The organism is Paraburkholderia humisilvae (assembly GCF_902859855.1).
GTDB lineage: Bacteria > Pseudomonadota > Gammaproteobacteria > Burkholderiales > Burkholderiaceae > Paraburkholderia > Paraburkholderia humisilvae.
The window spans coordinates 1-16,093 of the sequence record NZ_CADIKH010000034.1; the positions used below are offsets into that span (position 1 = coordinate 1).

9 protein-coding genes are annotated in these 16,093 nt (G+C 63.9%); 5 read left to right on the forward strand and 4 right to left on the reverse strand.

The features are described 5' to 3' along the window. From HV796_RS27835 to HV796_RS27845, 3 genes are all read left to right on the forward strand, one after another. Nucleotides 1-1,210, forward strand: a 1,210-nt coding sequence (locus HV796_RS27835; RefSeq protein ID WP_175229773.1) for an MdtA/MuxA family multidrug efflux RND transporter periplasmic adaptor subunit, incomplete at its 5' end; no start/stop codon positions are given. 27 nt (nucleotides 1,211-1,237) lie between these two features. Continuing rightward, nucleotides 1,238-4,357 carry an MdtB/MuxB family multidrug efflux RND transporter permease subunit gene (locus HV796_RS27840; protein ID WP_175229775.1) on the forward strand — a complete coding sequence of 1,040 codons (3,120 nt, stop codon included), beginning with the start codon at nucleotides 1,238-1,240 and terminating at the stop codon, nucleotides 4,355-4,357. A 3-nt stretch (nucleotides 4,358-4,360) separates the two neighbouring features. Beyond that, nucleotides 4,361-7,714, forward strand: a complete 3,354-nt coding sequence (locus tag HV796_RS27845) for an efflux RND transporter permease subunit (RefSeq protein ID WP_175229777.1) — start codon at nucleotides 4,361-4,363, stop codon at nucleotides 7,712-7,714. Nucleotides 7,715-7,795: 81 nt separating this feature from the next. On the opposite strand, the gene HV796_RS27850 is transcribed toward HV796_RS27845, so the two are convergent. The 3 genes from HV796_RS27850 to HV796_RS27860 all read right to left on the reverse strand — a co-directional run bounded on the left by HV796_RS27850 (nucleotide 7,796) and on the right by HV796_RS27860 (nucleotide 10,454). After that, the gene (locus HV796_RS27850) at nucleotides 7,796-8,260 is read right to left on the reverse strand and encodes a hypothetical protein (protein WP_175229779.1); all 465 of its coding nucleotides are present in this window, start codon (nucleotides 8,258-8,260) and stop codon (nucleotides 7,796-7,798) included. A 67-nt stretch (nucleotides 8,261-8,327) separates the two neighbouring features. Continuing rightward, nucleotides 8,328-8,891, reverse strand: a complete 564-nt coding sequence (locus HV796_RS27855) for a peroxiredoxin (RefSeq protein ID WP_175229781.1) — start codon at nucleotides 8,889-8,891, stop codon at nucleotides 8,328-8,330. A gap of 285 nt (nucleotides 8,892-9,176) precedes the next feature. Continuing rightward, nucleotides 9,177-10,454, reverse strand: coding sequence for an EAL and HDOD domain-containing protein (locus HV796_RS27860; RefSeq protein WP_246356082.1), 1,278 nt, complete (start codon nucleotides 10,452-10,454; stop codon nucleotides 9,177-9,179). Nucleotides 10,455-11,056: 602 nt separating this feature from the next. On the opposite strand from HV796_RS27860, the gene HV796_RS27865 reads away from it, so the two are divergent. Then, entirely contained in the window at nucleotides 11,057-12,880 is a 1,824-nt protein-coding gene (locus HV796_RS27865; RefSeq protein ID WP_175229785.1) for a putative bifunctional diguanylate cyclase/phosphodiesterase, read from the forward strand. Between the two features lie 88 nt (nucleotides 12,881-12,968). After that, complete coding sequence (locus HV796_RS27870; RefSeq protein WP_175229787.1) at nucleotides 12,969-14,426, forward strand: HDOD domain-containing protein; 1,458 nt, start codon at nucleotides 12,969-12,971, stop codon at nucleotides 14,424-14,426. A 109-nt stretch (nucleotides 14,427-14,535) separates the two neighbouring features. Here HV796_RS27870 and HV796_RS27875 read toward each other — a convergent pair whose 3' ends face one another. Next, complete coding sequence (locus HV796_RS27875) at nucleotides 14,536-15,987, reverse strand: leucine-rich repeat domain-containing protein (protein ID WP_175229789.1); 1,452 nt, start codon at nucleotides 15,985-15,987, stop codon at nucleotides 14,536-14,538. Nucleotides 15,988-16,093 lie beyond the last annotated feature (106 nt).

Sequence of the window (16,093 nt, forward strand, 5' to 3'; positions counted from 1 at the left end):
CGCGGCGGGCGCGAGCGGCGCTCGCGCGAGCCGCATGGGCAGCGGCCGGCGCGGCGCGTTCGCGAACCAGCCGCAGCCCGTCAAGGTCGCGTCCGTCACGCAAGGCGACATGCCAATCGTGATCAGCGCGCTCGGCACGGTCACGCCGCTGGCGAACGTCACGGTGCGCACGCAGCTCGCCGGCACATTGCAGACCGTCGCGTTCCAGGAAGGCCAGATGGTGAAAAAAGACGAGGTGCTCGCGCAGATCGATCCGCGCCCGTATCAGATCTCGCTCGCCAACGCGCAAGGCACGCTCGCGAAAGACATGGCGCTGCTGCAAACCGCCCGCCTCGACCTGAAGCGCTACCAGACGCTGCTCGCGCAGGACTCGATCGCCAGCCAGCAGGTCGACACGCAGGCATCGCTCGTCCAGCAATACGAAGGGCAGGTCAAGTCCGATCAGGCGAATATCGACACGTTCAAGCTCGATCTGACCTACGCGCGCATCACCGCGCCGGTCGCGGGCCGCGTCGGCCTGCGCCAGGTCGACGCCGGCAACTATGTCACGCCGGGCGACGCGAACGGCATTGTCGTCATCACGCAGTTGCAACCGATCAGCGTGATCTTCACGACCTCCGAAGACAATCTGCCCGCCATCCTGAAGCAGTATCGCAACAACAGCAGGATGTCGGTCACCGCGTACGACCGCACGAATTCGACGTCGCTCGAATCCGGCTACCTCGACACGCTCGACAACCAGATCGATACGACCACCGGCACCGTCAAGCTGCGCGCGAGCTTCCCGAACGCCGACAACATGTTGTTCCCGAATCAGTTCGTGAACGCTCGGCTGCTCGTCGACGTGATCCACAACGCGACGATCGTGCCGACCTCCGCGGTGCTGAACGGATCGATCGGCCAGTTCGTTTACGTCGTGCAGCCGGACAACACAGTCACCGTGCGCACGGTCAAGGCAGGGCCGGTCGACGGCGAACGCACCAGCATCCAGTCGGGGCTGCAGGTCGGCGAGCGGGTCGTCATCGATGGGTCGGACCGCCTGAAAGACGGCGCGCAGATCACGATCCCGGCCGAGCGTCCGGCCGGCGCATCGGGCGCATCCGCCGCGTCAGGCGCACGCGGCGCGACGTGGGCCGCTGGGGCCTCCGGCGCGTCCGGCGCGCACACCCACCGTCATCGCCACGCGTCGGAAGCGTCGTCGCAACAATAGGCCCGCTGCAAGGACCCGCCCTCTCGCATGAATCCATCCCGCGCCTTTATCCTGCGTCCCGTCGGCACCGCGTTGCTGATGGCCGCGATCATGCTGGTCGGCCTTGTCGCGCTGCGCTTCCTGCCGTTGTCCGCGCTGCCCGAAGTCGATTACCCGACCATCCAGGTGCAGACCTTCTACCCGGGCGCGAGCCCCGACGTGATGACCTCGTCGGTCACCGCGCCGCTCGAGCGGCAGTTCGGGCAGATGCCATCGTTGAACCAGATGTCGTCGCAAAGCTCGGCGGGCTCATCGGTCATCACGCTGCAGTTCAACCTCGACCTGTCACTCGATATCGCGGAGCAGGAAGTGCAGGCGGCGATCAACGCGGCCGGCAACCTGCTGCCGTCCGACCTGCCCGCGCCGCCGATCTACGCGAAGGTCAACCCGGCCGACGCACCGATCCTGACGCTCGCGATCACATCGAAGACCCTGCCGCTGACAGAAGTCCAGGACATCGCCGACACGCGTCTCGCGCAGAAGATCTCGCAGGTCGGCGGCGTCGGTCTCGTCAGCCTGTCGGGCGGCCAGCGGCCGGCGGTGCGCATTCAGGCGAACCCGCTCGCGCTCGCGTCGTACGGCCTGAATCTGGATGACCTGCGCACGACCATTTCGAACCTGAACGTCAATACGCCGAAGGGCAGCTTCGATGGTCCGTCGCGCGCGTACACGATCAACTCGAACGACCAGCTGACCGACGCCGCCGCATACCAGGATGCGGTCGTCGCCTACAAGAACGGCCGGCCGGTGATGCTGACCGACGTCGCGAAAATCATTCCCGGCGCGGAAAACACCAAGCTCGGCGCATGGGTCGACGGCACGCCCGCGATCATCCTGAACGTGCAGCGCCAGCCCGGCGCGAACGTGATCCAGGTGGTCGACAACATCAAGAAGCTGCTGCCGACACTGCAGCAATCGCTGCCCGCCGCGCTCGACGTGCGGATGGTCACGGACCGCACGACGACCATCCGCGCGTCGGTCCGCGACGTGCAGTTCGAGCTGCTGATGTCGGTCGTGCTGGTGGTGCTGGTGATGTACCTGTTCCTCGCGAATGTGTACGCGACGATCATCCCGAGCCTGTCGGTGCCGCTGTCGCTGATCGGCACGCTCGCGGTGATGTACCTGTGCGGTTTTTCGCTCGACAACTTATCGCTGATGGCGCTTACCATCGCAACCGGTTTTGTCGTCGACGATGCGATCGTGATGATCGAGAATATCGCGCGCTACGTCGAAGAAGGCGATTCCGCGCTCGAAGCGGCGCTCAAGGGTTCGAAACAGATCGGCTTCACGATCATCTCGCTGACGGTGTCGCTGATCGCGGTGCTGATTCCGCTGCTGTTCATGGGCGACGTGGTCGGGCGCCTCTTTCACGAGTTCGCGATCACGCTCGCGGTGACCATCGTGATCTCGGCGGTGGTATCGCTCACGCTGGTGCCGATGATGTGCGCGAAGCTGTTGCGTCACACGCCGCCGAAGGAAAGCCACCGCTTCGAAGCCCGCGCGCATGCGTTCATCGACTACGTGATCGACCGCTACGCGGTCGCGTTGCGCTGGGTGCTCGACCGTCAGGCGTCCACGCTCGTCGTCGCGGTGCTCACGCTGGTGCTGACCGTGCTGCTGTATATCTACGTGCCGAAAGGCTTCTTCCCGGTGCAGGACACCGGCGTGATCCAGGCCATCACCCAGGCGCCGCAGTCGGTGTCGTATCAGTCGATGGCCGAGCGCCAGCAGGCATTGGCCGCCGAGGTGCTGAAAAACCCGAATGTCGAAAGCCTGACGTCGTTTATCGGCGTCGACGGCACCAACATCACGCTGAACAGCGGCCGGATGCTGATCAATCTGAAGCCGCGCGACGACCGCGACGATACCGCGAGCGACGTGATCCGCCAGTTGCAGCGCGCGACCGCGCACATCCCCGGCGCCACGCTCTACATGCAGCCGGTGCAGGACCTGACGATCGATTCGACGGTGAGTCCGACGCAGTACCAGTTCATGCTCACCGACCCGAATATCAACGAATTCCAGACCTGGGTGCCGAAGCTCGTCGAGCGCCTGCAGCAGGTGCCGGATATCGTCGACGTCGCAACCGATCTGCAGAGCAATGGCCAGTCGGTGTTCGTCGAGATCGACCGGCCGACCGCGGCGCGCTACGGCATTACGCCCGCGACCGTCGACAACGCGCTCTACGACGCGTTCGGCCAGCGCATCATATCGACGATCTTCACGCAGTCGAACCAGTACCGCGTGATTCTCGAAGCGAAGCCGGCGCTGCAGCGCTACACGGACGCGCTCAATTCGATCTATCTGCCCTCGTCGACCGCGGCCGGCGGCCAGGTGCCGCTGTCGGCGATCGCGAAATTCCACGAGCTCCCGGCGCCGCTGCTCGTCACGCACCTGAGCCAGTTCCCCGCCACCACCGTGTCGTTCAATCTGGCGCCGGGCGCGTCGCTCGGCGCCGCGGTCAACGCGATCCAGCGGGCGGAGAAAGACATCGGGCTGCCCGCGTCGTTCCAGACGCGCTTTCAGGGCGCGGCGCTCGCATTCCAGGCATCGCTGTCCAACGAGCTGTTCCTGATTCTCGCGGCGATCGTCACGATGTACATCGTGCTAGGCGTGCTGTACGAAAGCTTCGTGCATCCGGTGACCATCCTGTCGACGCTGCCATCGGCCGGCGTCGGCGCGCTGCTCGCGCTGCTGGTCACCGGGCACGATCTCGACATCATCGGCATCATCGGTATCGTGCTGCTGATCGGTATCGTGAAGAAGAACGCGATCATGATGATCGACTTCGCTCTCGAAGCGGAACGCGAGCACGGCAAGTCGCCGCGCGAGGCGATCTACCAGGCGTGCCTGCTGCGCTTCAGACCCATCCTGATGACGACGATGGCGGCGCTGCTCGGCGCACTGCCGCTGATGCTCGGCAGCGGCGCGGGCTCTGAATTGCGCCGCCCGCTCGGTATCGCGATTGCGGGCGGCCTCGTCGTCAGCCAGCTGCTCACGCTGTTCACAACCCCGGTCATCTATCTCGGCTTCGATTCGCTCGCGCGCCGTCTGCGCACGCGCTTTGCGCGCCAACCGGCGCCGCCCGCCGCCGACGCCGGGAGCTGACCGATGAATCTGTCGCGTCCGTTTATCGCGCGCCCGGTCGCCACCACGCTGCTGTCGATCGGCATCGCGCTCGCGGGTCTGTTCGCGTTCACGAAGTTGCCGGTCGCGCCACTGCCGCAGGTCGACTATCCGACCATCTCGGTGCAGGCCACCTTGCCGGGCGCGAGTCCGGAAACCGTCGCGACCAGCGTCGCGAGTCCGCTCGAGCGGCACCTGGGCGCGATTTCGGACGTGACCGAAATGACGTCGTCGAGTTCGGTCGGGATGACGCGCATCACGATGCAGTTCGCGCTCAACCGCGATATCGACGGCGCGGCGCGCGACGTGCAGGCGGCAATCAACGCGGCGCGCGCGGACCTGCCGGCGAGCCTGCGGCAAAACCCGACGTATCACAAGGTCAATCCGTCCGACGCGCCGATCCTGATTCTGTCCGTGTCGTCGAAAACGCTGCAGCCCGGCCAGCTATACGACTCCGCTGCGACCGTGCTGCAGCAGTCGCTGTCGCAGATCGACGGCGTCGGCGAAGTCGACGTGAGCGGCTCGGCAAACCCCGCGGTGCGCGTCGAACTGGAACCGCACGCGCTGTTCCACTACGGCATCGGCCTCGAGGACGTGCGCGCGGCGCTCGCCTCTGCGAACGCGAACAGTCCGAAGGGCTCGATCGAGTTCGGCGACAACCACGTGCAGTTGTACACCAACGACCAGGCGAGCAAGGCGTCGCAATATAAGGATCTGGTGATTGCCTACCGCAATGGCGCCGCGGTGCATCTGTCCGACGTCGGCGAAATCGTCGATTCGGTCGAAGACCTGCGCAACCTCGGCTTGTCGAACGGCACGCGCGCGGTGCTCGTGATCATCTACCGGCAGCCGGGCGCGAATATCATCGATACGGTCGACCGCATCAAGGAAACCCTGCCGCAACTCGTCGCGTCGCTGCCGCGCGACGTGCAGGTGGTGCCCGCCGCCGACCGCTCGACGACGATCCGCGCGTCGCTGCTCGACACCGAGCACACGCTGATGATCGCGGTCGCGCTGGTCGTGATGGTCGTGTTCCTGTTCCTGCGCAACTGGCGCGCCACGCTGATTCCGAGCGTCGCCGTGCCGATCTCGATCATCGGCACGTTCGCGGCGATGTACCTGATGGGTTTCTCGATCGACAATCTGTCGCTGATGGCGCTCACGATCGCGACCGGCTTCGTCGTCGACGACGCGATCGTCGTGCTCGAAAACATCGAGCGGCATATCGAGAATGGCGTGCCGCGGATGCAAGCGGCCATCCTGGGTGCGCGCGAGGTCGGCTTCACCGTGATGTCGATCAGCATTTCGCTGGTGGCGGTGTTTCTACCGATCCTGCTGATGGGCGGCATCGTCGGCCGGCTGTTCCGCGAGTTCGCGCTCACGTTGTCGCTGGCGATCGCGGTATCGCTCGTCGTGTCGCTCACGTTGACGCCGATGATGTGCTCGCGCCTCCTGCTCGACGCGCATCACAAGAAGAAAGACGGCCGCTTCTCGCGTTGGCTCGAGGGCGGCTTCAAGCGGATGCAGGACGGCTACCGGCACACGCTCGGCTGGTCGCTGCGCCATCCGCGGCTGATCCTGCTGATCCTGTTCGCGACCGTCGGCCTGAACATCTGGATGTACATCATCGTGCCGAAGGGTTTTTTCCCTCAGCAGGACACCGGCCGGCTGGTCGGCGGCATCCAGGCGGACCAGAGCACGTCGTTTCAGGCGATGAAGGTCAAATTCTCCGAGATGATGCATATCGTGCAATCGAATCCGGAGGTCGACACCGTGGTCGGCTTCACCGGCGGCCGGCAGACCAATGCGGGCTTCATGTACGTATCGCTCAAGCCGAAGCCCGGCCGCAGGCTGTCCGCCGACCAGGTGATCCAGCAGCTGCGCGGGCCGCTGTCGCACGTCGCCGGCGCGCGCACGTTCCTGCAGGCGGTACAGGACATCCGTGTCGGCGGCCGCCAATCGAACGCGCAGTATCAGTACACGCTGCTCGCCGATTCGACGCCCGATCTGTATAAATGGACGCCGCGCATCACCGCGGCGCTGCAGGCGCGCCCGGAACTCGCGGACGTGAATTCGGACCAGCAGGAAAGCGGCCTCGAGGCGTTCGTGATGATCGATCGCGCGACGGCCGCGCGCCTCAATATCACGCCTTCACAAATCGACAACACGCTGTACGACGCATTCGGCCAGCGCCAGGTGTCGACGATCTACAACCCGCTGAACCAGTATCACGTCGTGATGGAAGTCGCGCCGAAATACTGGCAGAGCCCGGAGATGCTCAATGAGGTATGGGTCAGCACGACCGGCGGCACCGCGAGCGGCTCGCAATCGACCAATGCGACCGCCGGCACCGTGACGATGACCAATTCATCGGGCAACGCGGCAGGCAGCACCCCGGGTGCCACCTCAGGTGCCACCTCAGGTGCCACCTCAGTTACCACATCAGGCACCTCGACCGCCGCCGCGATCGCCGCCGATGCCGCGCGCAATCTGGCGAACAACTCGATCGCGGCGAGCGGCAAGTCGAGCGCATCGACCGGCGCCGCCGTGTCGACCTCGAAGGAAACGATGATTCCGCTGTCGTCCATCGCCGCGTTCGGGCCGGGCAATACGCCGCTCGCGGTGAACCACCAGGGGCAATTCGTCGCGTCGACGATTTCGTTCAACCTGCCGCCTGGCCGGTCGCTGTCGGATGCGACCGCCGCGATCGACGAGACAATGGCGCAGCTTGGCGTACCCGGGACGATTCACGGCAGCTTCCAGGGCACCGCGCAGGCGTTCCAGCAGTCGCTCGACGATCAGCCGATCCTGATTCTCGCCGCGCTCGCGGCCGTCTATATCGTGCTCGGCATCCTGTACGAGAGCTATATCCACCCGCTGACTATTCTGTCGACGCTGCCGTCCGCAGGCGTCGGCGCGCTGCTCGCGCTGCTGCTGTTCAACACCGAATTCAGCATCATCGCGCTGATCGCGGTGATTCTGCTGATCGGCATCGTGAAGAAGAACGCAATCATGATGGTCGACTTCGCGATCGACGCGTCGCGCACGCGCGGGCTGTCGTCGCGCGACGCGATCGAACAGGCGTGCCTGCTGCGCTTCCGGCCGATCATGATGACCACCTTCGCGGCGATGCTCGGCGCGCTGCCGCTCGCATTCGGCCGCGGCGACGGTGCGGAATTGCGCGCGCCGCTTGGCCTTGCGATCGTCGGCGGGCTGATCGTCAGCCAGATGCTGACGCTCTATACGACGCCGGTCGTTTATCTCTACATGGACCGCCTGCGCGTCTGGGCGGAGAATCGGCGCGGCGGCGCGAGCCGGCCGGCGGGCGCGACCGAGTAACGCGCACGGCACGCCGCGGGTGCGTTTGAAAACGAAGCGCGTCAGTCGACTACACGCCCGGCCTGACGCCGCGCCGCCCGCCTAAAGCTTCTGCGCAATCGCGAGCGTCAAAATGCGCTGCCACTGGTGCGCCTGCCGTTCGCTGTCCATCGGCAACTGCCAGAGCGGCTGTGCCGCATCCTTGACCTCGAGCCCGACGCGCCAGCCATGGCCGTCGCTTTCGGCCTGTGCACGGCGCAGGTCGCCAAAAATATAGTCGCCCTTCGCGCCGTCGAGTTGAACGCTGCACAGGCATTTGCCCGCGGACAGGCGCACCGAGCCCCACGGACGCTTCAGTTCATGGGTCCAGTCGCCGTCATGAATATTCGGCGCGATCTCGCGGCGCCGCCGCCACCAGTACGCGAGTGCGGCCAGCACGACCACCGCGGCCAGCACCGCGGCGCCCATCGCAATGCCAGTGCCGAACTGCGCGGCAAGTGCGTCGTACGCGCGCACCGAGCCGTAGATCAACGCAATCAGGATGAACAGGGCGACAAAGATCGGCATCGCAACTCCGTCAGGATGAAGGTCGACACAAGGGATGCGCGGCCGCATGCGGCCGCGCCGGCACACGTCATGGCGACTTATGCGTCGCCGCCCACTCCTTCACCGCCTGCATCGTGTTCTCGACATGCTTGTCCGGCGACATGCTTGTGTATTCATAGATGATCTTGCCATCCGGCGCGATCACATACGACACGCGGTTCGCCATCGAGTTATGCATCGGCAGACCCGCGTCGTATTCGCCGATCACTTTTGCATCGGCGTCGGCCGCGACCGGGAATTTGCTGCGGCACTCGCTGACCGAGAATTGGGTCAACGTCTCGATGTTGTCATGCGACACGCCGATCACCGTCGCGCCGTACTTCTTGTATTCGTCGACGGCGTCGGCAAACTCGTGTGCCTCGATCGTGCAGCCTTTCGTGAAGGCGGCCGGATAGAAATACAGCACCACCGGCCCCTTCTTCAGTGCGTCGGAAAGCGTGTAGGTGTAGGTCTTGCCGCCGAGCGACGCTTGCGCGGTGAAGTCGGGCGCGGGGTCGCCGGGCTTGAGCGTCGCACCGGCCGTCAGCGCATAAAGCGACAGCCCGGCGCACACGCCAGCGGCCGCGAAGGCTTGCTTCAGGGTTCGTTTCATCTGCGTTCCTCCAGGTTCGTTCGGCGGGCGGCCGTCGACGCTGGCGCCCGCTTTGGGCGCAGCTTCGGGCTCCGGGTTGGGTGCCGGGTCGGGTGCCAGGCTCGACCCGGCGACGTTCACGCGCCGCTCGAACCCGACGCGTTATCCGCCAGGCAAGCACGAACTAACCGTGAGGCAACCGCCCTTCGCCGCGATGCACGTCCACTCGCTATTGGAGCACAGTTTGCGCGGTATCCGTACGTCCCGCAGCCGGGCATCCCACCGCGGCGACCAGCCGACTGACACTCAGTTGCCACCCGCATGCGCACCGAACCACGCGGCGGATGACAGATTCAGTTCCGCGAGCACCGCGGGCGTCAACACCGAGAAATGCTCGAATGTCTCCGTCCGCAGGATCGCCTCGGTTTCGGCGCCCTGCCCGGCCGCTTCGGCCACGCGCAGCAGCGCGCCCATCTCGCCGTCGCGCTCGACAATCGCGTTGCGGATCAGCGGCGATAGCCCGAGCTTGTCGAGCGCCTTCGCAGGCGTCGAATCGACCACCACATGCACGAGCGAAAAGATACCGGTCATGAACGCCGCATCGGCGAATTCCTCGTCGCCGGGGCGCAACAGGCGCGCGGCCAGTTCCATAAAGCGCGAACGCGTGCCCGCCAGCTGCACGAGCGGATCGGAACTCCACGGCAGTTCGCCGCCGCCCGCATACAGCAGCAGTTGCGCCCAGCGCGCGATCTGCCGCGTGCCGGTCGCGATAATCGCCTCGCGCAGCGAGGCGATGTGGCGGCCAAGGCCGAATGCGCTCGAATTGACAAGGCGCAGCAGCTGCACAACCACATTCGGATGGCGCTTTAACTCCGCCTCGAGCTCGAAGAGCCCCGCATCGCGCGACAGCAGCGCGAGCAACCGCAACAGCGCGGCGCTCGATGAGCGGCTGCGGTGCGCCGCCAGCACCTGCGGCCGCGCGAAGAAGTAGCCCTGGAACAGATCGAAGCCGAGATCGCGTGCCTGCAGAAAGTCCTCTCGCGTTTCGACCTTTTCGGCGATCAGCGTTTTGCCATGGCCGCGCAGCGTCGCGGTGAGCGTCTTGAGCGAACTGCGCTCGGCCAGCAGAAAATCGACCTTGACGATGTCGGCGTACGGCAGCATTGCATACAGGCTTTCGGACAGCTCCCACACGTCATCGAGCGCGATCCGGAAACCGGCTCGCCGCAATTCGGCCAGCCGCGCGAGCAGCCGCGCATCGACGGTGACCGTCTCGAGAATCTCCAGCACGAAGCGCTGCGGCGACATCAGATGCACGATGTCGTCGAACAGCAGCCGCCGGCCGATGTTGATATAGCCGCGATGCTGGCCCAGCACCGCCGGCACGCCAATCGCGCCGATCGTGCGCGCCACGACCTGCGCGGTCGCCTGCGCATCGTCCGACACGCGCGCATGGTTATGCGCACTGTCGCGAAACAGCAACTCGTACGCATTGAGCGCGCCGCTGCGGTCGAGAATCGGCTGGCGGCCGAGGTAGACAAACTGCTGAGCGCCTCGCGAGCCGGCCGGCCCGCCATGGGTCATCCCGTCCGACGCAACGCCGGCATACGGCGACGGCGCGGGCGTCGGCCCGAGCCGGGCGGTCGCCCTGTCGGGGCCGGTATGGGCGCCTCTATCGGTCCCTCGGTGATCTCTATCGTCGAACGGTTCTGACATGATTCGTGGCGGCGTGGGTTCAAAAAGCAGCGATCGTGCAGGCCAGTGATGGAAACGGTCCCACCGACCGCCGCGCATCGTACCAAAACCGAACCGCCTCACGAACATCCGGTTTAACGGAACATCGGGCGCGGGACTTTAGTGAAACCCTCGGTGCAGTGCAGCGAGCCTCGCAAAATAGGCAAACGCGCGAGATGGCCAGGGCGGCAATCGTGGAGGAAAAGCGGCACGGGCGCGGCACAAGCGCGGGCACAAGCGCGGGCACAGGCGCGATACCGCGGCAGGTACAGGTGCACGCACAGGTGCGGCAAATCATGCCGCCGGGATGATTTTTTTGAGCCTACGCTAAAGATTTTGCCGCGTCAGCCGTTATGGTGCTCTGATGGACGTCTTCCCATCTCCCGGCTGGATGCGGTAACCGACACGCGGACTCGCCCGCGTGCGACGAAACAGGATTTTCAGCAACTCACATGGAAGCGAACAGGATTACCGCACCTCGACGGGGCTGGCTGCGCACGGCGCTCGAGCGTCTGCGCGCGGGCCGCGCCCCACGCGGCGCGCAGGCGCAAGCGGCCGGCGCCGGCGTGGCGGCCCTCGGTCTCGAGCAGACCGTGGGCGCCGTCGACTTCCTCGCGCATGTCGACAGGGATTTGCGCTTCCTGTACGTGACCGACGCGAGCCTGCGCTTTATCGGCTACCACCGCGAGTACCTGGAAACCGTCACGCTGCACGACCTCGTCGCGCCCGCCGACGCGGCCCGCCTCGAAGCAGTGCTGACCCGCGCGGAAGCGAGCGGCACGGTCGAGAAGGTATCGCTCGATCTCGTCAAGTCGCTGACCTACCCGATCGCCGTCGAATTGCGCGTCGTGCGCAACAACCACGACGGCATCGAGGGCTATGCGATCGCCGGCTTCGACGTGTCCGCGTGGCGCGCGAATGAAGCCAGCCTCAAGCGCGCGCTGCACACCGACCACCTGACCGGCATCGCCAACGTGCCGGCACTCGTCGATGCGCTGCGCGAAGCGCAACTGCAAGCCGACGCGAACGGCACGCCCGCCGCGCTGCTGCTGCTCGACCTCGACGACTATCAGCGCGTCAATCGGGCGCTCGGCTACGACGCCGGTGACGAAATGCTGCGCGACACCGCGAAGCGCCTGTCGAACATGACGACGCAAGGCGAAGTGGTGGCGCGTGTCGCGAGCGACGAGTTCGCGATCCTGCTGCCGCCCGCCGCGTCGCGCACCGACGCCGCGATCGCCGCTGAAGCGCTGGCGCGGCGCCTGTTGACGGCAATCCAGCAGCCGTACTCGTACAATCGCCAGCCGGTGCATCTGTCGGCCAGCATCGGCATCGCGCTCTATCCGGACGTGCAGCACTCGAACGACGCGACCTCGCGCGACAGCCAGCTGTTGCGCTGGGCCGACCACGCGCTGTTGCGCGCGAAGGCCGCGGGCGGCAACACGCTCGCGTTCTACGTGCCCGACGACAGTCCGGCTGACGCCGAGCGCCTGAAACTCGAATCGGACCTGTACGACGGTGTGCGCAACGGCGAGTTCTCGCTGCATTTCCAGCCGATCACGAGCAGCCAGTCGCGCGGGGTGGTCGGCGTCGAAGCGCTGATCCGCTGGCATCATCCGCTGCATGGCCTCGTGCCGCCGTCGATGTTCATCCCGCTCGCGGAGTCGGTCGGCCTGATCAATTACCTCGGCAACTGGGTGCTGAAAGCGGCGTGCATGCAGTTGATCCAGTGGGACGAGCAAGGCATCAAGCTGCAATACGTGGCCGTCAACGTGTCGCCGCAGCAGTTTCGCGACCCGCGCTTCACCGACAACGTACGCGAAGCGATCGCTCTGACCGGCATCGATCCGCGCCGCCTCGTGTTCGAAATCACTGAAACCTTGCTGATGCACGATCCCGCGCATGCAACGGCGCTGCTTGCGGAATTAACTGCCATCGGAATTCGTTTTGCGGTAGACGACTTCGGCACCGGCTACTCGAGTCTCGCGTATCTGCAACGTTTCCCGCTCGCGAAGCTGAAAATCGACAGGAGCTTTGTCGAGAATCTGCTAACCTCCCGCAACGATCAGGCAATTGTCAGCGCGGTGGTCGGACTCGCGCAGACACTCGATCTCGAACTGGTTGCGGAAGGCGTCGAAACGGAAGCGCAGCGTGCATTGCTGACCCAGATGGGATGCGATCACATTCAAGGTTGGCTCGTCTGCAAGGCGTTGCCGTCCGAAGAACTTGCGCAGCGTTTCGAGTCGCGCGCGCTTTACCTGCACGACGAGGCGTGACGCGCACGGCGCACTTGGGCACCGGCGGCCGGCACGATGTGCGCGGCCGGCTATTCACTGGAACACGTATGGTTTTTGCGGGATTCACATGTTAAAGGCGGCGCTGCTCGACAGGCTCTGGGGCAAGATGAGCGAACGCGGCGATTTTCCGATGCTGTCGCAATCGCTGCGCACGACGATGGCCGCCGTCAAAAACGACGAGCTCGACTTCACGTCGCTCGTGCAGGTCGTGCTCTCCGACTTCGCGTTGACGCACAAGGTGCTGCGCCTTGCGAACTCGGCGATGTACATGGCGTTCGGCGGCAACATCACGACGGTCTCGCGCGCGCTGATGGTGCTTGGCATGGACGCGGTCGGCCATCTGGTGGTCGGCCTGCAGATCGTCGATCACTTCCATCACAGCGTGCCGCGCCGCATCGATGCGAAGCTCGAGCTGAACCGCACGATGCTGTCGGGCTGCGTCGCGCGCAAGCTGACCGAACGCGGCGATTTGCGCGCCGGCGAAGAGGCGGTGGTCTGCACGCTGATGCGCCAGGTCGGCAAGCTGCTCGTGGTGTTCTATCTGGACACCGAATGGGACCAGATTCGCCGCCAGCTCGACGCGGGCATTGCCGAGAAGGATGCGTGCGTGAGCGTGCTCGGCGTCTCCTATGAAGAGATCGGCATCGAAGCCGCGGTGCGCTGGCGGCTGCCGGAAATCATTCGCACCGGCATGACCGCGTACGAGCCGGCCCGCGACGACGAGTCGCGCCAGGCGCAATGGATGCGCGCGGTAACCAACTTCTCGACCGACGTCGCAAACCTGCTGACCGCGGCCGACCTGCCGGTCGCGGTACGCGACGCGCGCATCGCGGAGCTTGCACAACGCTACAGCCGGCCGCTGAACACCGACCCGGACGTGCTGATCGAGATGAGCATTTCGCTCGCCCGCGAGGAAGCCGGCGACGGCGTGATGCGCGAGATCAACGAGCTGCGGGCGAGCGCCGATGCGATCGCGCGCGAATCGCTCGTGCCCGAGGAACGGATTCGCGCGGGCGTCGAAGATCTACGCGCGCTACCGTCGGACAATGCGCTTGCGCCGGCGCTGACGCTCGCATCGGAAACCGTGCTCGCCGGCTTGGGCTTTGACCGCACGGTTGTGTTCGTGCGCCAAAACAGCGGGACGTTCAAGGCGCGCATGGGCTTCGGGCCGAAGGTCGACGCAGTGATGCCGCAGCTTTCGTTCGCGAGCGCATTTCAGCCCGATGTGTTCCATCTGGCCATCGCGAACTCGGTCGGGATTTTCATCGAGAACGCACGCGACCCGAAGATGGTCGCGCGCCTGCCCGACTGGTATAAGCGTTCGTTTGGCGATGCGCGGTCGTTTGTGCTGCTGCCGGTGATGCTCGACAATCAATCGACCGTCGCGCTGCTGTATGGCGACTGGACGCACACCGAAGAGTTGCGCCGCATTACGCAACAGGAAATGGCGGCGTTGAACGAGCTATCGAGGGAATTGCGGCGTTTTTTTGCGCACGCGCCGGTGGGTGAGCTGGAGATGCTTTGACAGGTATCCGGCTGATCAAACGGCGTCTCGAAGCGCAGCTTCCCGGGGCCGCGCTTCGGTTCACATTGCTCCGACAAACCGCGAAGGCCTGCCCGAGCATCGACGCGCGTTAGCCAACGTGCACCGCGCAACTCGTTGTGCCATCTGTGAACGGCAGCAATACGTCGATCGACTCTGAAGGTCGATAATGCACCGAGATCACCGTATCCCCGGCGGACAGTCCATTGATGTCGTACAGCATCGTCCAGGTCGAAACATCAACTTTCCTCAACACTGCACGCGCGACCGATTTGTCCTCGCATTCTGTTTGCGTATAGCCAAAGGCGCTCGGGTTCTGTTGATCAGACGGCCTGCCATACGTCTTTCCGTCCGATGTCGACAGTACCTCGATCATTCTCTGAGTGGTTCCACCCACTTCCATGGAAACTGGCTTCACACCGGCCAACGCATGTTGTGACGGCACTCCCAACAGGAAATTCCCAAAGTACGCTAGCGACACCCCCTTCGCCGTCAATTGTGTTATCTCAGCCATGTCAGTGAGATAGTTATTGGAAACATTCAGGCTTTGCAGTGGGCAATTTTCCATGCCTGCCAATGTCGTGATCGCATTTGCCTCGGCGTCGATATCGATCAGCGTCTGCAGGCCAGCTAACGGCGTCAGATCCGACACCTCATTCTTGACCACGCCGAGTATGGCCAATTTTGCGAGATTCGCAAGCGGGCTTAAATCACGGACGTGGTTCTGTTGCAAATACAATTCACGTAAATTAACCAGCCCTGAAACAAATTCAAGGTTAAAGGCTCTGATTTCATTAATATTCAGAATTTCAAGATTAGTCAATCCGCCGAGCAACGATTTATCGGCAATACGACAATTCTGAACGTTCAATGAACGCAGGGATGTCATTTTGGCCAGCGGCGAAAAATCAGACACCAACGTCATGTATCCCATATTCAGTTCGCGCAAATCCGGAAGTGTAGTAAGGGCGCTAATGTCCGAGACACGATAGCAATATGGAACACCAAGGTGCCGCAGCTTTGGCATGCCGCTAACGAACGACAGGTCCGTGAACTGGCCATCCGCGACGTCAAGATGAATCAGATTCGGGAAAACGAGCTTCTTCATTTCATCCGGCACAAGCGCATTGCCATCGAGGATCAAAGATTCCAGGTTCACAAGTTGTGGAATCGGATCAATCGTACTTAAGTAGTCTTCCGCAACGTTAAGGTAACGCAGCGCCGCGAGTGATTGGAGCGGAGTCATATCAAGTGCACCCGACGCCGCATTACACCCTTGTATTGAAAGCCACGCAAGCTTCGCGAGCGGTGTTAGCGGCTCGAGCGTCTTGATCGGATTGAGCGAAAGATCTGCCTTGACCAGATTGACGCAATAATTTATTCCCGTGAGATCGCTAATTCCGCGCTCTGCCGCGTTCAATACGGTCAATTTTGAAAGGTCGTCATCTGTCAATGGTGTGCGCAAAGGTATGTCAAGCGCACCATGTAAGGCGATGTTCAAATTGGCATCGGGAATGTCAACTACAGTGGTAGTGTCGCTCATACAACCTCCTTCGTGTTCGGCACACCCCTCGATCAGGGATCGGGTTCTCCGACGTATCGAAACATTCCAGGACGCGCCGCTTTGAGAATCTCAATGTTTCAATCTA